At 68.4% G+C, this 23,913-nt stretch carries 30 protein-coding genes; 17 read left to right on the top strand and 13 right to left on the bottom strand.

The annotated features are described in order from the left end of the window. Positions 1 to 18 precede the first annotated feature (18 nt). From ACMUOO_RS06100 to ACMUOO_RS06080, 5 genes are all read left to right on the top strand, one after another. Complete coding sequence (locus ACMUOO_RS06100) at positions 19 to 903, top strand: Hint domain-containing protein (RefSeq protein WP_413854938.1); 885 nt, start codon at positions 19 to 21, stop codon at positions 901 to 903. Positions 904 to 965: 62 nt separating this feature from the next. Continuing rightward, positions 966 to 1,700, top strand: coding sequence for a monofunctional biosynthetic peptidoglycan transglycosylase (gene mtgA / locus ACMUOO_RS06095; RefSeq protein WP_301919672.1), 735 nt, complete (start codon positions 966 to 968; stop codon positions 1,698 to 1,700). A gap of 55 nt (positions 1,701 to 1,755) precedes the next feature. Next, complete coding sequence (locus tag ACMUOO_RS06090) at positions 1,756 to 2,421, top strand: glutathione S-transferase family protein (protein WP_301919673.1); 666 nt, start codon at positions 1,756 to 1,758, stop codon at positions 2,419 to 2,421. A gap of 51 nt (positions 2,422 to 2,472) precedes the next feature. Next, on the top strand, positions 2,473 to 3,519 hold the full coding sequence (queG, locus tag ACMUOO_RS06085) for a tRNA epoxyqueuosine(34) reductase QueG (protein ID WP_301919674.1): 1,047 nt from the start codon (positions 2,473 to 2,475) through the stop codon (positions 3,517 to 3,519). 103 nt (positions 3,520 to 3,622) lie between these two features. Then, positions 3,623 to 3,817, top strand: coding sequence for a hypothetical protein (locus tag ACMUOO_RS06080; protein WP_301919675.1), 195 nt, complete (start codon positions 3,623 to 3,625; stop codon positions 3,815 to 3,817). Between the two features lie 16 nt (positions 3,818 to 3,833). Here ACMUOO_RS06080 and ACMUOO_RS06075 read toward each other — a convergent pair whose 3' ends face one another. Then, positions 3,834 to 4,505: an ankyrin repeat domain-containing protein gene (locus ACMUOO_RS06075; RefSeq protein ID WP_301919676.1), complete on the bottom strand. Its 672-nt coding sequence runs from the start codon at positions 4,503 to 4,505 to the stop codon at positions 3,834 to 3,836. Between the two features lie 91 nt (positions 4,506 to 4,596). On the opposite strand from ACMUOO_RS06075, the gene ACMUOO_RS06070 reads away from it, so the two are divergent. Further along, the gene (locus ACMUOO_RS06070) at positions 4,597 to 5,370 is read left to right on the top strand and encodes an ion transporter (protein WP_301919677.1); all 774 of its coding nucleotides are present in this window, start codon (positions 4,597 to 4,599) and stop codon (positions 5,368 to 5,370) included. A 7-nt stretch (positions 5,371 to 5,377) separates the two neighbouring features. On the opposite strand, the gene dxs is transcribed toward ACMUOO_RS06070, so the two are convergent. The 4 genes from dxs to ACMUOO_RS06050 are packed head-to-tail and all read right to left on the bottom strand — an operon-like array spanning position 5,378 to position 9,351. Next, on the bottom strand, positions 5,378 to 7,294 hold the full coding sequence (gene dxs, locus ACMUOO_RS06065; RefSeq protein ID WP_301919678.1) for a 1-deoxy-D-xylulose-5-phosphate synthase: 1,917 nt from the start codon (positions 7,292 to 7,294) through the stop codon (positions 5,378 to 5,380). A 21-nt stretch (positions 7,295 to 7,315) separates the two neighbouring features. Beyond that, complete coding sequence (locus ACMUOO_RS06060) at positions 7,316 to 8,182, bottom strand: polyprenyl synthetase family protein (protein ID WP_301919679.1); 867 nt, start codon at positions 8,180 to 8,182, stop codon at positions 7,316 to 7,318. After that, positions 8,183 to 8,419 carry an exodeoxyribonuclease VII small subunit gene (locus ACMUOO_RS06055; RefSeq protein WP_301919680.1) on the bottom strand — a complete coding sequence of 79 codons (237 nt, stop codon included), beginning with the start codon at positions 8,417 to 8,419 and terminating at the stop codon, positions 8,183 to 8,185. Then, on the bottom strand, positions 8,416 to 9,351 hold the full coding sequence (locus ACMUOO_RS06050; protein WP_301919681.1) for a histone deacetylase family protein: 936 nt from the start codon (positions 9,349 to 9,351) through the stop codon (positions 8,416 to 8,418). Before ACMUOO_RS06050 ends, ACMUOO_RS06055 begins: the two co-directional genes overlap by 4 nt. 136 nt (positions 9,352 to 9,487) lie before the next feature. On the opposite strand from ACMUOO_RS06050, the gene ACMUOO_RS06045 reads away from it, so the two are divergent. From ACMUOO_RS06045 to ACMUOO_RS06035, 3 genes are all read left to right on the top strand, one after another. Next, entirely contained in the window at positions 9,488 to 10,249 is a 762-nt protein-coding gene (locus ACMUOO_RS06045) for a hypothetical protein (protein WP_301919682.1), read from the top strand. A 91-nt stretch (positions 10,250 to 10,340) separates the two neighbouring features. Then, positions 10,341 to 11,135, top strand: a complete 795-nt coding sequence (locus tag ACMUOO_RS06040) for a hypothetical protein (protein ID WP_301919683.1) — start codon at positions 10,341 to 10,343, stop codon at positions 11,133 to 11,135. A gap of 101 nt (positions 11,136 to 11,236) precedes the next feature. Continuing rightward, on the top strand, positions 11,237 to 12,037 hold the full coding sequence (locus ACMUOO_RS06035) for an outer membrane protein (protein WP_413854937.1): 801 nt from the start codon (positions 11,237 to 11,239) through the stop codon (positions 12,035 to 12,037). A 3-nt stretch (positions 12,038 to 12,040) separates the two neighbouring features. On the opposite strand, the gene ACMUOO_RS06030 is transcribed toward ACMUOO_RS06035, so the two are convergent. Together ACMUOO_RS06030 and ACMUOO_RS06025 are read right to left on the bottom strand one after the other, a co-directional pair. Beyond that, positions 12,041 to 12,757 carry a response regulator gene (locus ACMUOO_RS06030; RefSeq protein ID WP_301919685.1) on the bottom strand — a complete coding sequence of 239 codons (717 nt, stop codon included), beginning with the start codon at positions 12,755 to 12,757 and terminating at the stop codon, positions 12,041 to 12,043. After that, a complete protein-coding gene (locus tag ACMUOO_RS06025) occupies positions 12,754 to 13,263 on the bottom strand; it encodes a MarR family winged helix-turn-helix transcriptional regulator (protein ID WP_301919686.1) in 510 nt (169 codons plus the stop codon). Before ACMUOO_RS06025 ends, ACMUOO_RS06030 begins: the two co-directional genes overlap by 4 nt. A 162-nt stretch (positions 13,264 to 13,425) precedes the next feature. Between ACMUOO_RS06025 and ACMUOO_RS06020 the strand changes: the two genes are divergently transcribed. Then, a complete protein-coding gene (locus ACMUOO_RS06020) occupies positions 13,426 to 14,295 on the top strand; it encodes a branched-chain amino acid aminotransferase (protein ID WP_301919687.1) in 870 nt (289 codons plus the stop codon). Positions 14,296 to 14,344: 49 nt separating this feature from the next. Here ACMUOO_RS06020 and ACMUOO_RS06015 read toward each other — a convergent pair whose 3' ends face one another. Together ACMUOO_RS06015 and ACMUOO_RS06010 are read right to left on the bottom strand one after the other, a co-directional pair. Beyond that, positions 14,345 to 14,608, bottom strand: coding sequence for a YMGG-like glycine zipper-containing protein (locus tag ACMUOO_RS06015; protein WP_301919688.1), 264 nt, complete (start codon positions 14,606 to 14,608; stop codon positions 14,345 to 14,347). A 64-nt stretch (positions 14,609 to 14,672) separates the two neighbouring features. Further along, positions 14,673 to 15,533, bottom strand: a complete 861-nt coding sequence (locus tag ACMUOO_RS06010; RefSeq protein WP_301919689.1) for an SDR family oxidoreductase — start codon at positions 15,531 to 15,533, stop codon at positions 14,673 to 14,675. A gap of 76 nt (positions 15,534 to 15,609) precedes the next feature. Here ACMUOO_RS06010 and ACMUOO_RS06005 point away from each other — a divergent pair, with 76 nt between their 5' ends. Beyond that, positions 15,610 to 16,239: a class I SAM-dependent DNA methyltransferase gene (locus ACMUOO_RS06005; protein WP_301919690.1), complete on the top strand. Its 630-nt coding sequence runs from the start codon at positions 15,610 to 15,612 to the stop codon at positions 16,237 to 16,239. Here ACMUOO_RS06005 and ACMUOO_RS06000 read toward each other — a convergent pair whose 3' ends face one another. After that, positions 16,240 to 17,079, bottom strand: a complete 840-nt coding sequence (locus tag ACMUOO_RS06000; protein ID WP_301919691.1) for an SDH family Clp fold serine proteinase — start codon at positions 17,077 to 17,079, stop codon at positions 16,240 to 16,242. Continuing rightward, positions 17,076 to 17,369 carry a SelT/SelW/SelH family protein gene (locus ACMUOO_RS05995; protein ID WP_301919692.1) on the bottom strand — a complete coding sequence of 98 codons (294 nt, stop codon included), beginning with the start codon at positions 17,367 to 17,369 and terminating at the stop codon, positions 17,076 to 17,078. The genes ACMUOO_RS06000 and ACMUOO_RS05995 overlap by 4 nt, the downstream gene beginning before the upstream one ends. Positions 17,370 to 17,507: 138 nt before the next feature. Here ACMUOO_RS05995 and ACMUOO_RS05990 point away from each other — a divergent pair, with 138 nt between their 5' ends. The 6 genes from ACMUOO_RS05990 (at position 17,508) to ACMUOO_RS05965 (ending at position 22,392) form a co-directional block, all read left to right on the top strand. After that, positions 17,508 to 17,873: a hypothetical protein gene (locus tag ACMUOO_RS05990; protein ID WP_301919693.1), complete on the top strand. Its 366-nt coding sequence runs from the start codon at positions 17,508 to 17,510 to the stop codon at positions 17,871 to 17,873. Between the two features lie 5 nt (positions 17,874 to 17,878). Continuing rightward, positions 17,879 to 18,256 carry a hypothetical protein gene (locus tag ACMUOO_RS05985; protein ID WP_301919694.1) on the top strand — a complete coding sequence of 126 codons (378 nt, stop codon included), beginning with the start codon at positions 17,879 to 17,881 and terminating at the stop codon, positions 18,254 to 18,256. Then, entirely contained in the window at positions 18,249 to 19,280 is a 1,032-nt protein-coding gene (locus tag ACMUOO_RS05980) for a sulfotransferase (RefSeq protein ID WP_301919695.1), read from the top strand. Before ACMUOO_RS05985 ends, ACMUOO_RS05980 begins: the two co-directional genes overlap by 8 nt. A 132-nt stretch (positions 19,281 to 19,412) precedes the next feature. After that, a complete protein-coding gene (locus tag ACMUOO_RS05975) occupies positions 19,413 to 20,894 on the top strand; it encodes an AMP nucleosidase (RefSeq protein ID WP_301919696.1) in 1,482 nt (493 codons plus the stop codon). A 154-nt stretch (positions 20,895 to 21,048) separates the two neighbouring features. Next, entirely contained in the window at positions 21,049 to 21,336 is a 288-nt protein-coding gene (locus ACMUOO_RS05970; protein ID WP_301919697.1) for an HU family DNA-binding protein, read from the top strand. Positions 21,337 to 21,507: 171 nt separating this feature from the next. Continuing rightward, complete coding sequence (locus ACMUOO_RS05965; protein ID WP_301919698.1) at positions 21,508 to 22,392, top strand: DMT family transporter; 885 nt, start codon at positions 21,508 to 21,510, stop codon at positions 22,390 to 22,392. Here ACMUOO_RS05965 and ACMUOO_RS05960 read toward each other — a convergent pair. Then, positions 22,379 to 23,266, bottom strand: coding sequence for an alpha/beta hydrolase family esterase (locus ACMUOO_RS05960; RefSeq protein WP_413854936.1), 888 nt, complete (start codon positions 23,264 to 23,266; stop codon positions 22,379 to 22,381). The two genes, ACMUOO_RS05965 and ACMUOO_RS05960, sit on opposite strands and share 14 nt — an antisense overlap. Before the next feature lie 59 nt (positions 23,267 to 23,325). Further along, on the bottom strand, positions 23,326 to 23,913 hold a 588-nt coding region (locus tag ACMUOO_RS05955), incomplete at its 5' end, for an HD domain-containing protein (protein ID WP_413854935.1).

Genomic DNA, 23,913 nt, shown 5'->3' with positions numbered 1-23,913 from the left:
CAGGAGCAATTTTTTGCCATGGACCCCTCGGCGCCGCCGGGGGCAGGGACGCCGCTGACTGTCCAGCAGCTCGACCTCGTGGACTGGCAGAACAACGCCGTCATAAACACCAACAACAACAACGGCGACCGCATCGACGGCTCCGACATCCGGCAGATGTATCCGGGCGACACGATCACGGTGATCATGAGGGGCCAGACGGTCACGATCACCGGCGTCACGTTCTACCTCGCGGACGGGCGCGTCCTGTTCACGCCGACGGACGGCACGCGGCTCTTCGACGCGACGTTCCAGAGCTCGACCTTCGTCAACACGCAGGGCGGGCTGCCGGTTGGCGCCTTCTCGCCCCCCTGTTTCACGCCGGGCACGCGAATCCGCACTCCCGGGGGTGACATGCCGGTGGAGGCTCTGGCGGCGGGCGATCTCGTCGACACGCTCGATCGTGGCCCGCAGCGGCTGCGCTGGACCGGCCGGCGGAAGGTGGACGGCACGGGCGGCTTCGCCCCGGTGCGGATCGCGCAGGGCGCGCTCGGCAACCGGCGGGCGCTCGTCGTCTCGCCGCAGCACCGGATGCTCATCACCGGCTGGCGGGCGGAACTCCTTTTCGGCGAACCCGAGGTGCTGGTCGCGGCGATCCACCTTGTCGGCTGGCCCGGGATCGAACGCGCGCCGGTGCCGGAGGTGGACTACTGCCATCTCCTGTTCGCCGACCACGAGGTCATCTTCGCCGAGGGCGCGCCCACGGAAAGCTTTCATCCGGGCAGCATCCTCATGGAGGCGGACAGGGCGCTTTACGCCGAGATCGTGTCGATCTTCCCCGAGCTTGCGGCGTGTGACCCGGAAAGCGTATCCGCCGCGCGCCCGGTCCTCGCCGGACGAGAGGCGCGCGTTCTCGCCGGCTGAATCCGCCCGCGACGGCGTGATCGGCTTGACCCCGACGGCCCGCGCGTGATTGATCTCCTCCGATGGCGAAGGGCAGCAAACCGAGATCGAGATCGCGACGGAAGCCCGCGCCGGCGCGCGCGGGCGTCAGCCTGCGCGACCTCCTAGGATGGGCCGGACGGGGGCTCCTTGGCCTTGTCGGGCTGTTCCTGTTCCTCGTCCTCGCCTTCACCGTCGCGAACCCCGTCTTCACCCCCTACATGATCGCCGAAAGCTGGCGCCATGGCGGCATCAGCCGGGACTGGGTCGACCTGGAGGACATGGCGCCCGAGATGGCGCGGTCGGTGGTGGCGGCGGAGGACGCGAATTTCTGCCTGCACTGGGGCTTCGACATGCACGCGATCCGCGCCGCGCTCGACGAGGGGGCGGGGCGGGGCGCCTCCACCATCACGCAGCAGGTGGTAAAGAACGTCTTTCTCTGGCAGGGGCGGAGCTGGCCCAGAAAGGCGCTGGAGGCATTGATGACGCCGGTGGTGGAGCTTTTCTGGACGAAGCGGCGGATCGTCGAGGTCTACCTGAACGTCGCCGAGACCGGGAAGGGCCTGTTCGGCGCGGAGGCTGCGGCCAAAGCCTACTTCGGGCGCAGCGCCGCCGACCTGACGCCTTCGCAGGCCGCGCTGGTCGCGGCAGCGCTGCCTGATCCGAAGGGCCGCAATCCCGGCCGGCCTTCGGGATTCCTGAGGAAACGCGCCGCCGAGATCGCAGACGGGGCGGCGACGATCCGCGCCGACGGCCGCGCAGACTGTTTCGAGGATTGATCGCGCCGGGCGCGGCCGGTATCACGGGGCCGCATCCGCGACACGAGTTCCGCCAATGACCCGCCTCTTTCATGTCCCGCTCTCTCCCTTCTGCCGCAAGGTCCGCCTGACGCTTGCGGAGAAGCGGATCGAGGTGGAGCTGGTGGAGGAGCGCTACTGGGAACAGGGACCAGAGTTCCTGCGCCGCAATCCTGCGGGCAAGATCCCGGTGATCAGACTGAACGGACGGACGATGTCCGAGAGCCAGGCAATCTGCGAGTACCTCGACGAGACGGTGCCCGAGCCGCGGCTGATGCCGCGCGATCCGGAGGGGCGCTACGAGGTGCGCCGGCTCTGCGCCTGGTTCGACGACAAGTTCCACGCCGAAGTGACCTCGAAGCTCCTCTACGAGCGAGTGAACAAGAAGGTGATGAAGCTCGGCTATCCGGATTCGAAGAACGTCAAGTCCGGCTCGGCGCGCATCAAGTATCACCTCGACTACCTGAGCTGGCTTCTCGATCAGCGGCGATGGCTTGCGGGCAACGAGATGACGCTGGCGGATTTCGCCGCCGCCGCGCATCTCTCGAGTCTCGACTACATCTCGGACGTGGACTGGAACCGCAGCCAGAACGTGAAGGACTGGTATGCCAAGATCAAGTCGCGGCCATCGTTCCGGTCGCTCCTGGCCGACCAGGTGCCGGGTTTTCCGCCGCCGACGCATTATGCCGACCTGGATTTCTGAGGTGGGCGGCCGGGGGCGCCAGCCCCGGACCCCCGAGGTATTTGGGGCAAGATGAACGCCGCGGAGTTCAGGGCCGCGATCACCGCACGCGCCGTGGCAGAGGGGTTTTCGGCGGTCGGTTACTGTGCGCCCTCAGCGATCCCCAAGGCGGCGGGACGGCTCGCGGCCTTCGTCGCGGCCGGACGGCACGGGCAGATGGGCTGGATGGCGGAACGGATGTCCTGGCGCGGCGATCCGGCCGCGCTCTGGCCCGAGGCACGGACGGTGATCATGCTGGCCGAAAGCTACACGCCCGGCTACGACCCGCTGGCCGTTCTTGCCGAGCGCGGCCGCGCGGCGGTGTCCTGCTATGCACAGGGAAGGGATTACCACGATCTGATGAAGAAACGGCTGAAGCGGGTCGGGCGCTGGCTGATCGAGGAGGCCGCGAAGGGGTCTCAACCGGCCGAAATCAAGGTCTTTGTCGATACCGCGCCGGTGATGGAGAAGCCCCTGGCGGAGGCCGCCGGGCTCGGCTGGCAGGGCAAGCACACCAACCTCGTGAGCCGCGATCTGGGAAACTGGTTCTTCCTCGGCGCGATCTTCACCACGCTCGACCTGCCGAAGGACGAGGCGGGCACCGATCACTGCGGCTCCTGCCGGGCCTGTCTCGACATCTGCCCGACGGGCGCCTTCCCGGCACCCCGCCAGCTCGACGCGCGGCGCTGCATCTCCTACCTGACGATCGAGCACAAGGGCCCGGTGGAGGAGGCGCTGCGGCCCCTGCTCGGCAACCGGATCTATGGTTGCGACGATTGCCTCGCGGTCTGCCCGTGGAACAAGTTCGCGCAGGCCGCGCATGAAACGGGCTATGCCGCGCGGGTGGGCGCTCCGCCGCTGGCGGAGCTGGCGGCACTCGACGATGCCGCGTTCCGGGAGCGCTTTGCGGGGAGCCCGATCAAGCGGATCGGGCGCGACCGCTTCCTGCGCAACGTCCTTTACGCCATCGGAAATTCCGGCGATCGGGGTCTTCGGGACGCGGCGGCGGCGCGGCTTGGCGACCCCGACCCGACAGTGGCGGATGCCGCTCGCTGGGCGCTGCGGCGGCTGGCGGAATAGGGCCGGCGGGGTGCGGCTGCGGAAATCGGGGTGGCCATGCGGGTGATTCGGCTTCATCCTTGGTTGTCCCGCTCAGTCGGGCGGAGGAACCGAGGAGGAAACCATGAGCCGGCCTGCTGCTGACCGCCGCACGAGTTCCGAGGGAAGCCGTCTGAAGCGCTTCGTAGAGATCGAGAGAACCCAGGGATCGGAGGGCAGCCATCCTGCCGCCCGCGCGCTGCACGAACGCCCCGCGGAGCGCGACGACGGCACCAAGGTGCGGGAGTATGCCCGGATCGAGCGGGGGCGGACGGCCTGACGGCGGGCCTTCGGCCTCAGCCTCCGTCATCGAGGATCGCCAGAATCGCGTCGAATCCGCGCGCGGCCGCGTGGTCGCGGGGCGTTCTTCCGTCCCGGTCTGTGATCTTCTGGTCCGCTCCGGCCGCGACCAGCGCCTGGACGGTCGCCTGGTGGGTCGGGCCGCCATCACCGAGGATCACCGCCTCCAGGAGCGCGGTCCAGCCGAGGTTGTTGACGTGATCGAGCGGCGCGCCCGCCGCTATGAGGCGGCGCACGATCTCGGCATGGCCAAGCTCGGACGCGGCGATGAGCGCGTTGCCGTCCCAGTTGGTGTGGATCAGGTCGGGCCGGTTGCCGAGGTCGAGGGCAAGCGACATGAGGGCGAGATCGCCCGCGACGGCAGCGATGGTGACGACATCGTAGCCCTGCCAGTCCTGCGCGTTCATGTCGGCGCCGCCCTTGGCGAGTGCCTTCAGCGCCGCGTCCGCCGAGGCGAAGGCAGCGAGAATCGTCGCCGTCCTTCGGCGCCGGTCGCGGGCGTTCAGTCCGGCGCCCTCGGCGATCAGGCGGCGGATCGACGCCGCGTCGTCGTCGAGCGCGGCACGGTGGAGGCCGCGGTAGCCGGCGGTCTCTTCGGGCGAGGGCGCGACCTGGGCGGCGGCCGGTGCGGCGGCGAGGAGAAGAAGCGCGACGAGCAGGCGGATCATCGGGAACTCCCTAAGACGCGGACGGGCGGCGGGCTTGCCGGGGCGGGGCCGTCCGACCATATGGGACAGGAACCGGAGATGGGGCGCCAGCATGGACTTTCGCGAAAGACTTTCCGACTTTCTGGAACGCCCCGCCATCCGTCGCGGCATCATCGGCGTGATCGTCCTGAACGCCCTGATCCTCGGGCTCGAAACCTCCGGGCGTGCCATGGCGGCGGCGGGCGACCTGCTGGTTACGCTTGACCGGATCTGCCTTGCGATCTTCGTGGCCGAGATCGGTTCGAAGCTTTTCGTCCGCCGGCTGGGGTTCTTCCGCGACGGCTGGAACCTCTTCGACTTCGTCATCGTCGCCGTCGCGCTCGTGCCCGCCGGGCAGGGATTCGCGGTGCTGCGGGTACTGCGCATCCTCAGGGTCCTTCGGCTCGTCTCCGCTGCGCCACGGCTCAGGCGCGTGGTGGAGGGGTTCCTAACCGCGCTACCGGGCATGGGCTCGGTCTTCCTGCTGATGGGGATCATCTTCTACGTCGGCGCGGTGATGGCGACGAAGCTCTTCGGCGCGACCTTCCCCGAATGGTTCGGCACGCTCGGCCGGTCGGGCTACACGCTCTTCCAGGTGATGACGCTGGAAAGCTGGTCGATGGGAATCGTGCGGCCGGTGATGGAGGTCCACGACTGGGCCTGGGCCTTCTTCCTGCCCTTCATCCTCGTCACCACCTTCGCGGTGATGAACCTCGTCGTCGGCCTCATCGTGAACTCGATGCAGGCCGCGCACAGCGCCGAGGAGGTGGCCCAGACGGATGCCTACCGGGAAGAGGTTCTGGCACGTCTGAAGGCGATCGAAACGCGGCTCGAACCGCCGAAGTAGAGACGATTCAGGCGCGCAGTCCAGCAACCATGGCCACGCCAAGCACCTCCAGCACCTTCGCTTCGATCTCGGCCGCATTCATGCCGGCCACGGCATACATGTCCTCGGGCGAGGCCTGGTCGATGAAGGTGTCGGGGAGCACCATGGCGCGGAACTTCAGACCGCGGTCGAAGACGCCTTCCTCGGCCAGAAGCTGGGCGACATGGGAGCCGAAGCCGCCGATGGCGCCCTCCTCGATGGTGATGAGCGCCTCGTGGTGGCGGGCGAGCGACAGGATCAGGTCGCGGTCGAGGGGCTTGGCGAAGCGGGCATCGGCCACCGTGGGCGCGAGGCCGCGCTGACTGAGGCTCTCGCAGGCCTTCAGCACCTCCGCGAGCCTCGTGCCGAAGGAGAGGATGGCGACGCGGCCACCCTCGACGACAATGCGGCCCTTCCCGATTTCGAGCGGCATCCCGCGCTCCGGCATCTCGACGCCGACCCCCTCGCCCCGCGGATAGCGGAAGGCACTGGGCCGGTCGTCGATCGCGGCGGCGGTGGCGACCATGTGGACAAGCTCCGCCTCATCGGCCGCGGCCATGACCACCATGTCGGGCAGGTTGGCGAGGAAGGCCACGTCGAAGCTGCCGGCGTGGGTCGCGCCGTCTGCGCCGACGAGCCCGGCCCGGTCGATGGCGAAGCGGACGGGAAGCCGCTGGATCGCGACGTCATGCACGACCTGATCGTAGCCGCGCTGCAGGAAGGTCGAGTAGATCGCGCAGAAAGGTTTCAGGCCGCCGGCGGCGAGCCCGGCTGAGAAGGTAACGGCATGCTGTTCGGCGATGCCCACGTCGAAAGAGCGGCGCGGGAAGCGTTCGGCAAAGAGGTTCAGGCCCGTGCCGTCCGGCATCGCGGCGGTGACAGCGACGATCCTGTCGTCCGCCTCGGCCTCGCGGATCAGGCTCTGCGCGAAGACCTTGGTATAGGCGGGCGCGTTCGAGGGCGCCTTCTTCTGCTCGCCCGTCACCGGGTCGAACTTCGCCGTAGCGTGGCCCCTGTCGGCGGCGCGTTCGGCGGGCGCGAAGCCCTTGCCCTTCTTCGTCAGCACATGGATGAGCGTCGGCCCCGTCGCCCGCGCCTTCGCGGTGCGCAACACGGGAAGGAGCTGGTCGAGGTCGTGGCCGTCGATCGGCCCGACATAGGTGAAGCCGAGCTCCTCGAAGAGGGTCCCGCCGATGGTCATGCCCTTCAGCATCTCCTTGGCGCGGCGTGCACCTTCCTGGAAGGGCTCCGGCAGGAGGCTTATCGCGCCCTTGGCGGCCGCCTTCAATTCCTGGAACGGTGGCTCGGCATAGAGACGGGACAGGTAGGCCGACAGGGCGCCCACCGGCGGCGCGATCGACATCTCGTTGTCATTGAGGACGACGAAGAGCCGCTTCTTCAGGTGGCCGGCATTGTTCAGCGCCTCGAACGCCATGCCCGCGCTCATCGCGCCGTCGCCGATCACCGCCACGGCCTCGCCCGGGCTGCCGCCAAGATCGCGCGCCACGGCAAAGCCCAGGGCGGCGGAGATGGAGGTGGAGGAGTGGGCGGCGCCGAAGGGATCGTAGGGCGACTCCGAGCGCTTGGTGAAGCCCGATAGCCCGGCCTTCTGGCGCAGCGTGCGGATACGGTCGCGCCGGCCCGTCAGGATCTTGTGCGGATAGCACTGGTGGCCGACGTCCCAGATGATCTTGTCGCGGGGCGCGTCGAAGACCGCGTGGAGCGCGACGGTGAGTTCCACCACCCCGAGCCCGGCGCCCAGGTGGCCGCCAGTCACCGACACGGCGCTGATGGTTTCGGCCCGGAGTTCGTCGGCGAGCATCCGAAGCTCGCGGTCGGAAAGCACCTTCATGTCGGCGGGCGTCGTCACGCGGTCGAGCGTGGGGGTCTTGGGTCGGTCGGTCATGCGCCCTCCCCGGGCGTGCGCTCAGCTTTCGCGGGCAATAACGAAACGCGCGGCCTCTCTCAAGGTTTCGGCAGCGGCAGCATAGGGGAAAAGCGCGGCTTCCGCCTCCGCCACGAGGTCGCGGGCGCGTTTTTTCGCGCCATCGAGGCCGAGATGCGAGACAAACGTGGCCTTGCCCGCCGCGGCATCCTTGCCGAGCGCCTTGCCGGCCTTGGCCGGATCGCCCTCCACGTCGAGGATGTCGTCGGCGATCTGGAAGGCAAGGCCGAGGGCGCGCGCATAGGCGGTAAGCGGCGCCGGGTCGGCGCCGGCGAGGATCGCGCCGGCGGTGGCGGAAAATGCGATCAGCGCGCCGGTCTTGCCCGCCTGAAGCGCGGTGATCTCGTCGAGCGTGAGCGGCCGGGGCGCGGTTTCGGCCGCGATGTCGAGCGCCTGGCCGAGCACCATGCCTTCGGCGCCGGAGGCGCGGGCGAGGGCGGCGACGAGCGCGATGCGCCGGTCGGCGGGGCCGAGCGCCGCACCGGTGAGAAGCTCGAAGGCCAGGGTCTGAAGGGCGTCGCCCGCCAGAACGGCCGTGGCCTCGTCCCACTTCACATGGAGCGTCGGCTGGCCGCGGCGGAGCGCGTCGTCATCCATGCAGGGCAGGTCGTCGTGGACGAGCGAATAGGCATGGAGCGCCTCGACGGCGGCGGCGGCGGGCATGGCGCCGGCGGCCGGGATGCCGTGGAGCGCGGCGCTTTCCAGCACGAGAAAGGCCCGCAGGCGCTTCCCCCCCTGAAGCGCGTAGCGCATGGCGTGGACGACGGGGACTTCCGCGCGCTCGGCCAGCGCGGCATCGAGTGCGGCCTGCACCCCGGCCTGCGCCGCCTGCAGACGTCGCGCGAACACCTAGAGCCCTTCGGCCGGCACCGTTCCGGTGGGCGCGCCGTCGGGGCCGAGGGTGATCTTCGCCACCTTCTCCTCCGCTTCCTTCAGCTTCTTCTCGCAATGCGCCTTGAGCCGTGCGCCTTCTTCGTAAAGCGCGATGGATTTCTCCAGCTCAACGTTGCCGGATTCGAGATCGCGCACGACCGCTTCCAACTTCTTCATCGCTTCCTCGAAGCTCATCCCGGTCAGATCGCTCATGCGTCCCGCTCCATCAGCACGTCCAGATGCGCGGCGACCGAGGCCGCGAGCGCGTCGAGATCATAGCCGCCTTCGAGTGCGGAGACCACCCGGCCGCCGCAGACCTCGGCGGCCAGGTCCGAGATCGCGCGGGTGATCCAGGTGTAGTCGGCTTCCGTCCACATCAGGTTGGCGAGCGGATCGTCGCGGTGCGCGTCGAATCCCGCGGATACGAGGATCAGGTCGGGCCGGAACGCCCCTACGCGGGCGAGCGCCGGTGCCCAGGCTGCGCGCATCTCCGCACCGCCGGTGCCGGGTCGAAGCGGCAGGTTGACGACCTGCCCGTGCGCGCCCGTCTCCTCCGCCCGGCCGGTACCCGGCCAGAGCGGGAACTGGTGCGAGGAGACGAAGACCGCGCGCGCTTCGTCCCAGAGGAGGTCCTGCGTGCCATTGCCGTGGTGAACGTCGAAGTCGAGCACGGCGATCCGCGATAGCCCATGAACATCGAGCGCGTATTTGGCCGCGATGGCGACCGTGCCGAACAGGCAGAAGCCCATCGCGCGGGTTCTCTCGGCGTGGTGGCCGGGCGGACGCATGGCTACGAAGGCGTTTCGCGCCTCGCCCTTCAGGACGGCATCGACGGCGGCCTCGATGCCGCCCACGGCGCGGAGGGCCGCTTCCCACGAGCCCTCGGACATGAAGGTGTCGGCGTCGATCTGGTTGCCGTCGCCGGCCTTCGGTCGTGCCGCCCTGATCTCTGCGACATAGGACGCCGCATGGCAGCGCAGAAGCTCGGCCTCGGCGGCGAGGGGCGCCTCGCGCCGGTCGAGCGCGGCGAAGCGCTCGGCCGTCAGGGCCTCCAGAATGGCGTGGAGCCTGTCCACCCGTTCGGGATGGCCGGGGGGCGTGACGTGGTTCAGGGCGGCGGGGTGGGTGAGGAAAAGCGTGGTCATTCCGCGACCCTAGCGCGGTTTCATGCAATCGCAACACCAGAGGCTTCTTTGCTTCTCGTTGATTCATATCAATTCATGAATGTCTCCATGTGTGCAGCCTGTGTACTGGGGCTAAGTCTTGAAATTAGGAGACGTGATGATGCTCAAGAACAAGCTGGTACTGAGTGCAGGGGTTTCCGCATTGGCGGTTCTGACGGCGTTCGCCTTCGTGGACCGGTCCGACACCGGCAACCTTGGTGTTTCGGCCGCGTCGGCCCAGGAGTCGGGCTCCCAGCAGGGCAACCAGGGCGGCCAGGGGCAGGGCGGCTCGGGGTCCCAGGCGGGACAGGGAAACCAGGGTGGTCAGGGTACCGGACAAGGCGGCCCGGGCGACGATTCGGACGGCAAGGGTCCGCAGGCCGGCGGTCCGTCCACCTCAGGCAGCGGCGGCGGCAAGCCGGTCTGGGCGCAGGAAGGCATCCCGGAGGTCGAGCTTGGTCGCCTGAGCGTGGCGCGTTCGCCCGACCAGGTGCTACAGCGCGCCTACGACGAGGCGCTCGCCAGCCTCTCGCCGGAGATGGTGGACTTCTACTCGATGTCGCTCGACGAGATGATCCTGGAACTCTCGACCAACTGGGACAACATCACCATCATCGACTCGCCGCTCCAGAACCTCGCGCTTCTGGAAGACGCGCTGGACGGGACGTCTCAGCTCACGTCGCTCGGCGTGACGAACACCAATGACACGCTGATGGCGGTGTTCCTTGGCGTTGCCTCCGACAAGAACGTCGCGATCTCGCCCGATACGGCGATTGCGGTGTCCACCATCCTCGGTACGCCTCTTTCGGATGCCGAGGCGGCGGCTCTCGCTGCGGACGCCGAAGCAATCCGGATCGCGGTTCTCGCCGGTCACGGCTGAGGCGCTTCCGAAAAGGCCCGGCGCGCGATCGCGGCGCGCCGGGCCAACCATGGTAACGGGGGCGTCGATCAAAGATATGGGGAGACGGTTCATGACATCTGAAGGATTGGTCCCGCGCTGGCGGCATCTGAGCATCGTGATCGTTGGGGCGGCCGCCTTTGCGTTCGTGCCCGGTGGTCCGTTCCATCCGGCATTCGGCGGCGCTGCCTATGCCCAGCACACGGGCGGCAGTCATGGCGGCGGCGGCCACGACGGCGAGGAACACGATGACTCCGGCCACAGCGGCGGTCACAGTGGCCACAGCGGCGGTCACAGCGGCGGCAGCGGCGGCCACAGCGGCGGGCATGGAAGCGGTGCCGGCACCGGCGGGCACGGCCAGGGCGCAGGCGCGGGCCGCGGCCAGCCCGGTGCCGGCGGGCGCCCCGTCTGGGCGCGCGAAGGCATTCTCGAAGTGGAGCTCGGGCGGCTGAACGTGGTGCGAGCACCGAGTCACGTCCTGCAGCGTGCCTACGACGAGGCACTTGCATCCCTGACGCCCGAGATGGCGGATTTCTACTCGATGGATCTGAACGAGATGATTGCCGCTTTGTCGACGAACTTCGACAATCTTTCGTACATCGACTCGCCGCTTCAGAACCTCGCGCTTTTCGAGGATGCGCTGGACGGCTCTTCGGTGTTGACCAGCACCGGAGAGATCAGCAACACCAACGGAAATCTGCTGGCAGCCTTCCTGGGCGTCGCTTCGGATAAGAACATTCCGATCACCGCCGACTCCGTGACGGCGGTGACGACGATTCTCGGGGCGCCGGTGACCGGTTCCGCCGCCGCAGCGCTCGCGGCGGATGCGGACGCGATCCGGATCGCGGTGAAAACGGGTCACGGTTAGAGCAAAACATTCAATTGGGACTTGAGGTTGTCGCGCCGCGGTATCCATTCTGACGCCGCGGCGAACAACAAGTGGCCAGCGTCGGGCAGGAAGGAAAGGCAATGCGGGCAACCTGGACCAGCGCCGCTCTGGCTGCGATGACGGCAACGAGCCTTTCGGCGGGGGAGACCCCGGTAGACTACGGACGGACACTTTTTGGCAGGTCGTCGGAAAGCGTCACCTTTGGTCCCTATGTCAGATTCGAGGCCGGTCGGGCAGCCACGGGTCTTGACGATGCCAACTGGGTTCCGCCGGGCGCCGGCGATCCGCGCGTCTTCTTCAGCGCCGGCGACGACGACAACGCCTTTGTTGCCGCGGCCATCGGCTTCGACTGGATGAACGGGTTTCGCGGCGACGTCGGGCTCGTCTCCGCCGGCGAGATTGACGCCACCGGCCCTTGGTCTTACACGGCACCCGCAGTGCCCGGTCCCCACGCCGACATCACGGCGGCGAGCGTTCGGACCACGGCGCTGATGGGCAGCGTCTACTATTCGCCGCTTGAGCAGCGCGGGGTGAACTCGCGCATTCAGCCCTATCTTGTGGCCGGCCTGGGTTTCGCGCGGAACCAGATGAGCGACTGGACACGTACCAACGCAGCCGCACCGGATCCGGTGCGCAGTTTCGCCGGCAAGAGCAGCGTCGATCTGGCCTATTCGATCGGAATGGGCGTGGAGGTCCAGGTAACGCGCGCCGGGCAGCATCCGGTGCTGGTCGACCTTTCCTGGCGTTACTACGATTTCGGTAATGCCGAGGGCAGTACGACGCCCCTCACCGGCGGGCAGCCTCCGCGCGAGGCGCTCAACGTCGACCGCAACGACAGCGTGATCTCGCTCGGCGTCCGCGTGCCGCTGAAGCGCTACTGAACCCTAGTCCGGCGCGAGCATGTAGCCCGCGCCGCGCACCGTCTGGAGGTAGCGGGGCTGCTTGGGGTCGGTCTCGAACTTGCGGCGGAGCCGTGTGATCTGCACGTCCACCGCGCGTTCCTGGGTCTGGCCGGTATCGCCGCGTCCGCCGCCGCGGTTCAGGTCCTCCACCAGCGAGGTCCTGCTGACCGGCTCGCCGGGGCGCGCGGCAAAGATGCGCATCAGCGCCGCCTCGGTCGCGGTCAGCCGGATGAGGTTGCTGCCACGCCACATCTCGCCGCGGTCGACGTCGTAGCGCACCTCGCCCATGGCGAGGACCTTGGGCAGCTTCGGTTCCACTTTCGCCGGGGTGCGTCTGAGGATGGCGTTGATCCGCAGGAGAAGCTCCCTCGGCTCGAAGGGCTTGGCGAGATAGTCGTCGGCCCCGGCCTCCAGTCCCGCTATCCGGTCGGAGGTTTCGCCCCGCGCGGTCAGCAGAAGGATCGGCGTCGCCATCTTCGCGCGGAGCTCCCGCGTGAGGCTGATCCCGTCCTCGCCCGGCATCATCACGTCCATCACGATCAGGTCGAAGTCGAGCCCGGCGAGGATCCGCCGCGCATGCGCGGCGTCGCGCGCCGTCGTCACCCAGAAACCGTTCCGGATCAGGAACTTCTGGAGGAGCGAGCGGATGCGCTCATCGTCATCGACGATGAGAAGGTGGGTGTCGGGTTGGGCCGTCATGCCGCACCGTCCTTGATCGCCTGATATTGTCGCCGGATGTCCGGGTCCATCATCGCCTCCAGCACCTGGCGAAACCCGGCCACCGCCGCCGGGCCCGCCGCGCGGTAAGCCGCGCGCATCCGCGCACGCTGGGCGTCGCTGAGTTCGCGTTCCAGCATGGCGCCCTTCTCCGTCAGGAAGAGGTTGCGTTCGCGCTTGTCGCGCCGGCCGACGCGGGCCTCCACCAGTCCGTCGTCCACAAGCGTCCTAAGCACCCGGTTCAACGACTGCTTCGTGACGCCCAGGGTCGAGAGAAGCGCGTTCACCGTCAGCCCGGGCTGGCGGTTGATGAAATGGATCGCGCGGTGATGGGCGCGGCCGTATTCGTGATTTTCCAGAATCCGGTCTGGGTCGGCGGTGAAGGCGCGGTAGGCGAAGAACATCGCCTCGATTCCCTTGCGAAGCTGTTCATCGGTCAGGAAGAGGAGGCTTTCGCCCCCCTGGGTCGCCTTGCTCTGCGCAACCATGTACCGACACCTCCGCACCAGCCTCGGACGGGATTTTATGTCAGCGATGTTGACTTTCCAAGACTCAACTGCTAGCGAGTCTTCGATTTCGCGCAACATTATGTCCGAAGCGGACCTAGTTTGCGCAACTTATGTAAAACGGGTGCGCCCGAGGAGGATGCGATGGCAGGGGCCTATGACGACCGCGACGGCAAGATCTGGATGGACGGCAAGCTGGTGGAGTGGCGCGCGGCTCAGGTCCATATCCTGACCCACGCCCTGCACTATGCGTCGGCCGTATTCGAGGGCGAGCGCTGCTACGACGGCAGGATTTTCAAGGGCCACGAGCACTCCCTGCGCCTGCGCCGCTCGGCAGAACTGCTGGACATGGAACTGCCCTATTCGGCCGACGAGATCGACGCCGCCAAGGAGGCGATGCTGAAGGCCAACGGCTGGACCAACGCCTATGTCCGCGCGCTGGCGTGGCGCGGCGCGGGCGAGGACATGGGCGTTTCCGCCCGCCGCAACCCGATCCGCGTCGCGGTCGCGGGCTGGGAATGGGGCAACTACTACGGCGACGCGAAAACGCGCGGCGCCAAGCTCGACATCTCGAAGTGGAAGCGGCCATCGCCGGAGACGATTCCGTCGGAGGCCAAGGCGGCTGGCCTCTACATGATCTGCACCATGTCCAAGCACGCTGCCGAGGCGAAGGGCTGTTCGGATGCGATGATGTTCGATTATCGCGGCTATGTCGCCGAGGCGACCGGGGCGAACATCTTCTTCGTCAAGAATGGCGAGGTGCACACCCCGAAGGCCGACTGCTTCCTGAACGGCATCACCCGGCAGACCGTCATCGGGATGCTGAAGGACATGCAGGTGAAGGTGCATGAACGCCACATCCTGCCCGAGGAACTGGAGGGCTTCGAACAGTGCTGGCTGACCGGAACGGCGGCCGAGGTCACGCCCGTGGGCCAGATCGGGGACTACAATTTCGAGGTCGGCGCGCTGACGCAGCGGGTGGCGAGCGAGTACGAGAAGCTCGTGCGCGCCTGACGCGCGCACGAACTCTACGCTTGTCGGCGTCACTCGTTACGAAACGGGGTCACGGGCAGGCGGCCACGTAGGTGTAGCCGCTGGGGTAGCGGTAGGTGCACTGGCGCGGCTGGTTGGCGGCACTGACGAGGCCGCCGACGGCCGCACCGGCTGCGCCTCCGAGCACCGCACCTTGAAGCTTGTCGCCATCGTCAGAGGCGATCGCGCCGACAGCGGCACCCGTCAGCGCCCCGGTGGCGACGTTCTGATCGGTGGTGTTCTGGCAGGCCGCGAGGCCCGCGGCGAGCGGCAGGAGGAGCAGGAACTTCTTCATCGGGTGTCTCCGAGGTTGGTCGCGTACCACAGCCAACGCGGGGAGAGGGGTCGGGTTCCGGTGCTCAGTCTTCGTCGGCGAGAAGGCGCCTGAGCCCCGCCCGATAGTCCGGATAGACCAACCGCACGCCAAGCTCGCGCTTGATCCGGTCGTTCCGGACCCGCTTCGATTCCGCATAGAAGCTGCGCGCGAGCGGGGTCATCTCGGCTTCCTCGAACGGCACCTCGGGCGGCAGGGGCAGGCCGAGAAGGCGCGCCGCCTCGGTCAGCACGTCCTCGGGCGGGGACGGGTCGTCGTCGGCGACATTGTAGATCGCGCCGGGATCCGGGCGCGCGATGGAGGCGGCGAGGACGGCGGCGATGTCATCCACATGGATGCGGCTGAAATACTGGTTGTCGCGGACGATGCGCCGGGCGATCCCGTTCCTCACCTTCTCGAAGGGGCCGCGGCCGGGGCCGTAGATTCCGGCCAGGCGGAAGATGTGGAGCGGAAGCCCGCTGCGCGCGGCAAGCGCCTGCCACTGCTCTTCGGCCAGAAGCCGCTGGCGCCCGCGGGTCGTTGTCGGCAGAAGTGGCGTCCCTTCGTCGACCCAGCCGCCCCCATGGTCGCCATAGACGCCGGTCGTGGAAAGATAGCCCACCCACTGAAGATGTGGCGCGGCGGCGGCGATCGCCGCGCCATGCCGGGCGAGCACCGGGTCGCCCGCGGCATCGGGGGCGATGGAGGCGAGGACATGCGTCGCCGCCGCGAAGGCGGAACCGAGGTCGGCCCCGGGCCAGATCAGCGGCTCCACCGCCTCGCTGGCAAGGCGGTCGGCCTTCTCAGCGCTCCGCGTCGTGCCGATGATCCGCCAGCCGGGGCCGAGGCGGCGGGCGAGGGCGGCGGCGGAATAGCCGTGGCCAAGGGAGAGCAGGGTTCCGGTCATGGCCCGACTATCCGGGCCCGGACCGACGAGCGCAAGGGCGCTTGACGCCGCGGGGGCCGCGTGGCGGGATGAGTCCATGACCGGCAAGACCGATGACCTGGATGCTGTCTACGCGCTGAGGACGCCCGAGGATTCGGTGCGCTACTACCGCGACTGGGCCGCGCGCTACGACCGGGACTTCGCGGCCGGCATGGGCTACCGCAGTCCTCATGCCGTGGCGGCGGTCTTTGCCGCGCTGGGCGGCCGGGGGCCGGTTCTCGACGTCGGGGCCGGCACCGGGCTCGTGGCCGAGGCACTCGCCCGCATAGGGACCGGGCCGGTCGACGCTATCGACATTTCCGCCGAGATGCTGGCGGTGGCGGCCGGGAAGGGCATCTACCGGCAGGTGATCCGCGCCGATCTGACTGCCGTCCTTCCCATCGGGAACAGTGTCTATTCCGGCCTGATCAGTGCCGGAACCTTCACCCACGGCCATGTCGGCCCGGAGGCCTTCGAGGAACTGCTGCGCGTCGCTTCGCCGGGGGCGCTCTTCGCGGTCACGGTTCATTCCGCGGTCTACGAGCGCATGGGCTTTGCGCAGCGTTTCGCATCGCTCGGCGGGCGGATCAAGGGATTCCGGACCGAGCCTTTCGACATCTACGGCCCGGACGCCGAGGGCGCCCATGCGGGCGATACCGGCTGGATCGTCAGCTTCCGCAAGGCGTGATCACCCCCGGCGCACCTTGCCGGGCCGTTCGCGCGGGAACGGCAGGAACTCCACGCCGCCCGACTGGCGCACCGGCTGCGGATAGAGGGTCATCAGTGTCAGCACGTCCTCGGGCATGTCGGTCGTGACCGGCAGTCCCAGCCCCTTCGCCTCGGCCGCCGGGATCGGATAGTCGTGCGTCCAGTCACCCGAGGCGAGCTTTTCCGCCAGCGCCGCCGCCTCGCCGGGCGGCATCCGCACCGCCAGCAGTTCGGTCGCGGCACGGATCACCTGCGCAATCGCCTTGCGGCTCACATCTGCAAGAATGAGCGTCTCGTCGTCGAGATCCGCCACGGGCTTGCTCTGCACCGCGGACAGGATGGAGGCCGCCGGATACTGGTTCACCTGCGGGTCGATGGGGCCGAGTACGGAATGGTCGCACATCACGATCTCGTCGGCGGCGAGCGCCACCAGCGTCCCGCCGGACATGGCATGGTGCGGCACGAAGACGGTGACCTTGCCCCGATGCGCCTCCACCGCGCGGGCGATCTGCAGCGCCGCGAGAACGAGCCCGCCCGGCGTGTGCAGGACGATGTCGAGCGGCATCTCGTCGTCGGTCATCCGGATCGCGCGCAGCACGTCCTCGCTGTCCTGGATGTCGATGTAGCGCATGAGCGGAAAGCCGAGCAGGCTCATCGTCTCCTGCCGGTGGACCATCAGGATCACCCGGCTGCCGCGCGCCTTCTCGATCCGGGAGATCATGCCAAGTCGCTTCGCCTCGATGATCTTCCGTGTCAGCATCGGCTGCAGCATCGTCAGGATGACGAAGATCCAGAGCAGGTCGGAGGCGGACAGCGTCATGAGCCCTCCCTGCCTGCACGGTCCAGATGGCCGAGGTCGCGCGCGGGGTCGATCTGGTCGCGCACCAACTGCTTCAGGGCTTTCACGTCGGGAAATCCGCCGTCGCGCTTGCGTTCCCAGAGGAGCTCGCCATCCAGCCGGATCTCGAAGATGCCGCCGGTGCCGGGGACGAGCGTCACCGACCCGAGGTCCGGCCCGAAGGTGGACAGAAGCTCCTGCGCCATCCAGCCGGAGCGAAGGAGCCAGTTGCATTGGGTGCAGTAGGCGATCTCGACGGCGGGCTTGGGCATGGCGCGGGCTCGCGGGATTGGCTCGCCGGCACTAGATCACGCGGGCGACGCCCTGCCAAGCGGTCAAGGGGTGGGGCCGCAGAGACAATGGCCATCGATCCGGGAGTTTGATGCGCAGACCAGGCGGTGCAGCGCTGCATGACCATCGTCACCGTCGGGAAATCCTTGGCATCGCGGGGAAAAATCTGGCATGGTTTCGACGAGGTCCGGACGCCGCCGCAGCGGGGCCCGGCAGGATCCTGCGCGACCAGAAAGAGAATTTCGATGCTGAAGACGCGATTTCCCGCATTCATTGCCGCAGTTGCCCTCTGTGCTGTTCCCTCGGCAGCTCTCGCCTACATCGGTCCCGGCGTCGGCGCTGGCGCTATCGCTGCCGTGCTCGGTGTGCTCGGCTCCATCTTCCTCGCCATCGTCGCGGTCATCTACTACCCGATCAAGAGGCTGATGAAGGGCCGGAAGTCGAAGGCCGCGAAAACGACCGATAGCGGCAAGCCCGCGGCCTGAACGCGATGCTCTGGCTCTTCGTCCTGATCGCGGCCGTCGCGGCCAGCGAGGCTTTCCTGCGACTGCCGCTCTTGCCGGTCATCCGCCGCGTCACGGAAACGGCCAGGAAATCCGGCCGCGTACTGACCAGCAAGCGCATCTCCGACCACTGGAAGGAGCGTGTGCTGCCACGCTATTCCTGGGTGATCGGCAAGGGCTCGGTCCAGTTCTTCGCGCTGCTGATGCTCGCGCTCGCGCCGGTCGCGGTTCTCGGGTTCGCCTTTCCCGGGGGCTTCGCGGCCTGGGGCGCCGCGCTGATGCGGCCCCTGGTAATCCTTGTGCTCTGCCTCGTTTCGATCGGCTACATCTGGCTCAGGCTCAGGCTTAGGGTGGGCCGTGGCTGACTATTCCGCGCTCGACCGGCTTCTGCACCGGGTGGCGCTCGCCTCGCCGGCGCTTGGCGAAATGGCCCATGACATCGAGCGGGGCATGTTCCTGAAAAAGGCGCCCGCCGATACCGGCGCCCATGTCTTCGTCACCGGCCTGGCGCGCGCGGGGACGACGATCCTGATGCGGGAGATCCATCGCACCGGGCAGTTCGGGTCGCTCACCTATGCCGACATGCCCTTCGTGCTCGCCCCGAATCTCTGGGCGCGGCTGAGCCGCAAGGGACACCGGCCGGGCGTCCGGACGGAGCGGGCACATGGCGACGGGATCGAGGTGGACATGGCCAGCCCCGAGGCGCTGGACGAGGTCTACTGGCGCGTCTTCGCCGGAAGGGACTACATCGGCGCCGAGGGCCTTTCGCCGCATCACCCGGATGCGGAGTTGATCCAGGGCTACCGCGACCTCATCCGGCTCGTGCTCCTGAAGACCGGCAAGGCGCGCTATGTCTCGAAGAACAACAACACCGTCCTCAGGCTTGGAGCGCTGGCCGCGGCAATGCCGGAAGCGACGTTCCTCGTGCCGCTTCGCCGCCCGCTCGACCATGCGGCGAGCCTGCTTGGCCAGCACCAGCGGTTCTTGGCGGCCGACGCCTTCACCCGCGACTACATGACCTGGCTCGGCCATCACGAGTTCGGGGCGACGCACCGGCCGTTCCTCTTCGGCGGCCGCCCTGCCGGCGACCCGATGACACTCGACTACTGGCTCCGGCTCTGGCTTGCCGTCTATGGCGCGCTCGACCAGGTGGAGGCGGCGCATCCGAACGTGACCTTCGTCCCCTACGAGGCGCTGTCCGCCGATCCCGCCGTGTGGGAGGCCGTGGCGCGGCGGATCGGCGTCATCCCGGCGGCGGCTGAGGAACTGCGCCCTACAACCGACAAGGCGCCCGGCCCGCATGACGCCGGCCTTGCCGCCGACGCCGGGGCGCTTCACGCCCGCCTCGCGGCGCGTGGCTTCGCCGCGCTCGGCCTGCCGGCGGGCTGACGGGGCCGCCCCTTGCCCGGCCGGGCCGGTTCTGGCAGGGTCTGGCATGACCAGCCGCCCGCGATCCCTTGCGCCGATCCAGCCGGAGATTCGCCGGCACCGGCCCGCCGCCCCGCCCCGGAGCCAGAGGCCATGAACGCCCAGGACCAGAGCCCGATCCTCCTCCCGCCCGCCGCATCCGCCGAACCCTTCACCGACGCCGAGGCCGCCGTCGCAAGGCTCGAAGCCCTCTATGCCCAGGCGACGCATTTCCTTTTTGATCGGTTCAAGGAGACGCTCGCCGGCAACCCGCCTGCGGCTCGGGTCCGCGCCTTCTACCCCGAGGTGCGCATCACCACGAAGACTCATGCAACAGCCGACAGCCGGCTCTCCTTCGGCCATGTCGCTGTGCCCGGCACCTATGGCGCCACGATCACCCGGCCCGACCTCTTCCGCAACTACCTCATCCAGCAGCTTGACCTGCTGATCCGCAACCATGGCGTGCCGGTGATCGTGGGTCCGAGCGCCACGCCGATCCCCATCCATTTCGCCGTCGCCTCGAACCCCTCCGTCTCGGTCCCGCAGGAGGGTGTTCTCTCCTTCCCCTTGCGCGACATCTTCGACGTGCCGGACCTTGCCACGACGAACGACGACATCGTGAACGGCATCGCCAAGCCCAACCTAGACGGATCCGGCCATCTCGCGCCCTTCACCGCCCAGCGCGTCGACTACTCGCTCGCCCGGCTCGCGCATTACACCGCCACGGACCCCGGGCACTTCCAGAACCACGTCCTTTTCACCAACTACCAGTTCTACGTGGACGAGTTCGAGGACTTCGCCCGCAAGGCGCTGGCCGACCCGGCGTCCGGCTACACCGCCTTCGTGGCGCCCGGCAACCACGAGATCACGACCGCGGACGGCGACCTGCCGCTTCTGCCGAAGATGCCGCAGATGCCCTCCTATCACCTCAAGCGAAGGGGCGGGCAGGGCATCACGCTGGTCAACATCGGCGTCGGCCCCTCCAACGCCAAGACCGCGACGGACCATATCGCGGTGCTAAGACCCCATGCATGGCTGATGGTCGGCCATTGCGCCGGGCTCAGGAACAGCCAGTCGCTGGGCGACTTCGTCCTCGCCCATGCCTATCTGCGCGAGGACAAGGTGCTGGACGACGACCTGCCGGTATGGGTGCCGATCCCGGCGCTCGCCGAAATCCAGATCGCTCTGCAGGAGGCGGTGGCCGAGGTCGCCGCCCTCGACGGGTTCGAGTTGAAGCGGATCATGCGCACCGGTACCGTCGCCACCGTCGACAACCGCAACTGGGAACTCCGCGACCAGACCGGCCCGGTTCAAAGGCTGAGCCAGAGCCGCGCCGTCGCGCTCGACATGGAAAGCGCGACGATCGCCGCCAACGGCTTCCGCTTCCGGGTGCCCTACGGAACGCTTCTGTGCGTGTCGGACAAACCGCTGCACGGCGAGTTGAAGCTGCCCGGGATGGCCACCGATTTCTACAGAACACAGGTCAGCCGCCACCTTCTCATCGGCGTCCGGGCGATGGAGCGACTGCGCGACATGCCGCTCGAGCGCATCCACAGCCGCAAGTTGCGCAGCTTCGAGGAGACCGCCTTCCTCTGAAACCGCCCCGATGCCGCAGCGGAAGATGCGAAAATACGCCACAAACGCGCGGAAATGGCTTGCCACGCGCCACAAAACATTGTGGAACGCCACTACATGACGCTAAAAGGCGCAGATAGGCCCCAAGCAGACGGGCAACAGTGAGGAGACAGACATGTCCAAACCGATGACCAAGACCGAGCTCGTGGCGGCCATCGCCGGCGAGATGGGGTCGGACAAGAAGACGGCCTCTTCGGCCCTCGACGCGATCGCCTCCGTGGTGGCCCGGGCCGTGGCGGGCGGCGGTGCCGTGACCCTTCCCGGAGTCGGCAAGGTGCAGTGCCGCGCCCGGCCGGAACGCCAGGTGCGCAACCCGGCCACCGGCGAGACGATGACGAAGCCCGCCGACAAGGTCGTGAAGATCTCCGTGGCGAAGTCGCTCAAGGACTCGATCAACGGCTGAGCCGTGCCGACATGGCCGGACCGCCGGCAAGGAAGGGCCGCCCCGAGGGCGGCCCTTGCGTTTTTCCGACCCCCTTTCCGTACGGCACAGCCAACGCATCCGCCGCCGCTCGGGTCTTGCCACCGCCGAGCGGGCGGGGCAGATAGGCGCCCGGGACGTGAGGGGAACGCCATGGACATCCGCGCTATCGCCATGGGGCTCACCTTCGTCTTCATGTGGTCCTCGGCCTTCACCTCGGCACGGATGATCGTCGCGGACGCGCCGCCGCTGGCGGCGCTGTCGCTTCGCTTCCTTCTATCTGGCCTCATCGGCGTCGGTATCGCCCGCGCCCTCGGGCAGAGCTGGCGTCTCACCCCCGGTCAATGGCGCTCAGTCGCGATCTTCGGGCTTTGCCAGAACGCGCTCTACCTCGGGCTAAACTTCGTCGCCATGCAGCAGATCGAGGCGTCGCTTGCCTCGATCATCGCCTCCACGATGCCGCTGCTGGTGGCGCTGCTCGGCTGGCTCTTTCTCGGCCAGAGGATCAGGCCGGTCGGCCTCGCCGGCCTCGTTGCTGGGGTTGCGGGCGTGGCGATCATCATGGGCTCCCGCCTGTCCGGCGGGGTGAGCCTTTCGGGCGTCGTCCTGTGCGGGATCGGCGCGCTTGCGCTCGCGATCGCGACGCTCACGGTGCGGGGCGCGTCCTCGGGCGGCAACGTCCTGATGATCGTCGGACTGCAGATGTTCGTCGGTGCCGCGATTCTCGCCGTGGCGTCGCTCGCCACCGAAACGATCGCCGTCCACTGGACCCCACGCCTCGCCCTCGCCTTCGCCTACACGACGCTGGTGCCGGGCCTGATCGCCACCTGGATCTGGTTCCGGCTCGTGGCGCGGATCGGCCCGGTCCGAGCCGCGACCTATCACTTCCTGAACCCGTTCTTCGGCGTGCTCGTCGCCTCCGTCCTTCTGAGTGAACGCGTGGGGCCCGCCGACCTCGCAGGTGTCGCGATCGTGGCGGCGGGCATCCTTGCGGTGCAGATGTCGAAGGCGCGGGAGGTCGCGGTCAGAACCGGCTGAAGAAGGCCCATATCTCGTGCGGCGAAGAGATGTCCGTGTTGACCTGCCCTGCCCGCCCGCCCGGCAGGGCCTTGAGCCCCCCCGGCCAGCCATGCCCGCCCCCGCCGACGCTGTAGAACCCGGTCGACGCGACGCACCCGGTCAGGGTGCGACGCTCCACGCTGCCGATCCGCGCGGCAACGGCGCCGTCGCAGCGGTTCCGACGGGCGAAGACGGCCATCGTCTCCTCGGCCGACAGGACCCGGTCGCGGTCGCGCCTCCCGAGGTTGATGGCGCCGCCCGCGTAGGGGACGAAGGGGTCGGCCGTGCCGTGGATGAGCAGGAAGCCCAGGGGCGCCCCCGTGGCGCAGTCCTGCGCCTCGGCCGCCGGCAGCACCATCGCCACCGGCGCGATGGCGCGTAGGAGACCGGGAGTGTCGCAGGCGAGTGCATAGGCCATCATCCCGCCGCGCGAGACGCCGGTGGCGAAGACCCGCGCCCGGTCCACCGGGTGGTCGCGCGCGACCGAGGCGATCAGCGCCGCAAGGAAACCTTGATCGTCGCGTCGCGGGCTGAGCCCGCGCGACATCTCCCCCGACCCGGTGTCCCACATCCGCCGCACCGCATCGGGATAGAGGACGAGAAGGCCGTTCTCCTCGGCCAGCGCATCGAAGCGGCCGCGGGTGGCGTAGCGAACCTCGCGCGAAGACCCGCCGCCGCCGTGAAGGACAAGGACAAGCGGTCGCGGGCCGGGAAAGCGGGCAAGCCCTTCCGGCACGTAAAGCCGGAAACTCCGGTCCAGCCCGTCGTGGCGGATCGTACCTGAGGTGAGTCCGGCCAGGGCCGCCCCGGGCAGGGCGGCAAGCGCCAGAAGCATCAAAACCATGCGGATCATCAAAACCTCCCTCCGCGCCCCCGGAGGCTCTCACGGGGCAGCGGCGGAGTTCCGTCGCGCTACCAGCCCGGCTCGCGTGCCCCGAGGTCACGCGCGAGATCGGCGAGGAAGCGGCGCATGACCTGCACCCGTTCCTCGGCGAGCCGCCGCCCGGTCGCGGTCAGGAAAGTATCGGGCAGCTTCAGAAGCTTCACCGCGAAATGGTCGAGAGCCCAGGCCTGGTCGTCGAGCGGCCGGTCGGTCGCGAAGGGATCGTCGGGGTGAAAGAGCGGCCGGCCGAGCGCGCCGGCCACCGCGAAGGTCCGCGCCACGCCCACCGCGCCAAGCGCCTCCAGCCGGTCGGCATCCCGCAGGATCCGCGCCTCGGGCGAGGTCGGATGGCCACCGCCGGAATAGCTGTGCGCCTCGATCGCATGGCGGGCCTGAGCGATCTCGGAGGGCGAAAGGCCCAGCGCCTGCATCACCGGCCCCGCGGCCGAAGCCGACATCATCGCGGCCTTCGCTCGCTTTGGGTGGTCCTTCGGCAGGCTCACGAGGTCATGGAGATAGGCCGCGCAGAGAAGGATGCGCGACGGCGCCATCCCCTCGCCGTGGGCAATCGTGCGCGCGTGCATCCAGACACGGTCGGAATGTGCGAGGTCATGCGC

The sequence above is a fragment of the Albidovulum sp. genome, assembly GCF_041919395.1.
Classification (GTDB): Bacteria; Pseudomonadota; Alphaproteobacteria; order Rhodobacterales; family Rhodobacteraceae; genus Albidovulum.
This window is presented reverse-complemented; position numbering and strand designations above follow the sequence as displayed.

What these genes read in the sequence shown, in the direction of transcription:
- ACMUOO_RS06100 (WP_413854938.1), top strand. Translation starts at nt 19, where the DNA reads ATGGACCCCTCGGCGCCGCCGGGGGCAGGGACGCCGCTGACTGTCCAG.
- mtgA (WP_301919672.1), top strand. Translation starts at nt 966, where the DNA reads ATGGCGAAGGGCAGCAAACCGAGATCGAGATCGCGACGGAAGCCCGCG.
- ACMUOO_RS06090 (WP_301919673.1), top strand. Translation starts at nt 1,756, where the DNA reads ATGACCCGCCTCTTTCATGTCCCGCTCTCTCCCTTCTGCCGCAAGGTC.
- queG (WP_301919674.1), top strand. Translation starts at nt 2,473, where the DNA reads ATGAACGCCGCGGAGTTCAGGGCCGCGATCACCGCACGCGCCGTGGCA.
- ACMUOO_RS06080 (WP_301919675.1), top strand. Translation starts at nt 3,623, where the DNA reads ATGAGCCGGCCTGCTGCTGACCGCCGCACGAGTTCCGAGGGAAGCCGT.
- ACMUOO_RS06075 (WP_301919676.1), bottom strand. Translation starts at nt 4,505, where the DNA reads ATGATCCGCCTGCTCGTCGCGCTTCTTCTCCTCGCCGCCGCACCGGCC.
- ACMUOO_RS06070 (WP_301919677.1), top strand. Translation starts at nt 4,597, where the DNA reads ATGGACTTTCGCGAAAGACTTTCCGACTTTCTGGAACGCCCCGCCATC.
- dxs (WP_301919678.1), bottom strand. Translation starts at nt 7,294, where the DNA reads ATGACCGACCGACCCAAGACCCCCACGCTCGACCGCGTGACGACGCCC.
- ACMUOO_RS06055 (WP_301919680.1), bottom strand. Translation starts at nt 8,419, where the DNA reads ATGAGCGATCTGACCGGGATGAGCTTCGAGGAAGCGATGAAGAAGTTG.
- ACMUOO_RS06050 (WP_301919681.1), bottom strand. Translation starts at nt 9,351, where the DNA reads ATGACCACGCTTTTCCTCACCCACCCCGCCGCCCTGAACCACGTCACG.
- ACMUOO_RS06045 (WP_301919682.1), top strand. Translation starts at nt 9,488, where the DNA reads ATGATGCTCAAGAACAAGCTGGTACTGAGTGCAGGGGTTTCCGCATTG.
- ACMUOO_RS06040 (WP_301919683.1), top strand. Translation starts at nt 10,341, where the DNA reads ATGACATCTGAAGGATTGGTCCCGCGCTGGCGGCATCTGAGCATCGTG.
- ACMUOO_RS06035 (WP_413854937.1), top strand. Translation starts at nt 11,237, where the DNA reads ATGCGGGCAACCTGGACCAGCGCCGCTCTGGCTGCGATGACGGCAACG.
- ACMUOO_RS06030 (WP_301919685.1), bottom strand. Translation starts at nt 12,757, where the DNA reads ATGACGGCCCAACCCGACACCCACCTTCTCATCGTCGATGACGATGAG.
- ACMUOO_RS06025 (WP_301919686.1), bottom strand. Translation starts at nt 13,263, where the DNA reads ATGGTTGCGCAGAGCAAGGCGACCCAGGGGGGCGAAAGCCTCCTCTTC.
- ACMUOO_RS06020 (WP_301919687.1), top strand. Translation starts at nt 13,426, where the DNA reads ATGGCAGGGGCCTATGACGACCGCGACGGCAAGATCTGGATGGACGGC.
- ACMUOO_RS06015 (WP_301919688.1), bottom strand. Translation starts at nt 14,608, where the DNA reads ATGAAGAAGTTCCTGCTCCTCCTGCCGCTCGCCGCGGGCCTCGCGGCC.
- ACMUOO_RS06010 (WP_301919689.1), bottom strand. Translation starts at nt 15,533, where the DNA reads ATGACCGGAACCCTGCTCTCCCTTGGCCACGGCTATTCCGCCGCCGCC.
- ACMUOO_RS06005 (WP_301919690.1), top strand. Translation starts at nt 15,610, where the DNA reads ATGACCGGCAAGACCGATGACCTGGATGCTGTCTACGCGCTGAGGACG.
- ACMUOO_RS06000 (WP_301919691.1), bottom strand. Translation starts at nt 17,079, where the DNA reads ATGACGCTGTCCGCCTCCGACCTGCTCTGGATCTTCGTCATCCTGACG.
- ACMUOO_RS05995 (WP_301919692.1), bottom strand. Translation starts at nt 17,369, where the DNA reads ATGCCCAAGCCCGCCGTCGAGATCGCCTACTGCACCCAATGCAACTGG.
- ACMUOO_RS05990 (WP_301919693.1), top strand. Translation starts at nt 17,508, where the DNA reads ATGACCATCGTCACCGTCGGGAAATCCTTGGCATCGCGGGGAAAAATC.
- ACMUOO_RS05985 (WP_301919694.1), top strand. Translation starts at nt 17,879, where the DNA reads ATGCTCTGGCTCTTCGTCCTGATCGCGGCCGTCGCGGCCAGCGAGGCT.
- ACMUOO_RS05975 (WP_301919696.1), top strand. Translation starts at nt 19,413, where the DNA reads ATGAACGCCCAGGACCAGAGCCCGATCCTCCTCCCGCCCGCCGCATCC.
- ACMUOO_RS05970 (WP_301919697.1), top strand. Translation starts at nt 21,049, where the DNA reads ATGTCCAAACCGATGACCAAGACCGAGCTCGTGGCGGCCATCGCCGGC.
- ACMUOO_RS05965 (WP_301919698.1), top strand. Translation starts at nt 21,508, where the DNA reads ATGGACATCCGCGCTATCGCCATGGGGCTCACCTTCGTCTTCATGTGG.
- ACMUOO_RS05960 (WP_413854936.1), bottom strand. Translation starts at nt 23,266, where the DNA reads ATGATCCGCATGGTTTTGATGCTTCTGGCGCTTGCCGCCCTGCCCGGG.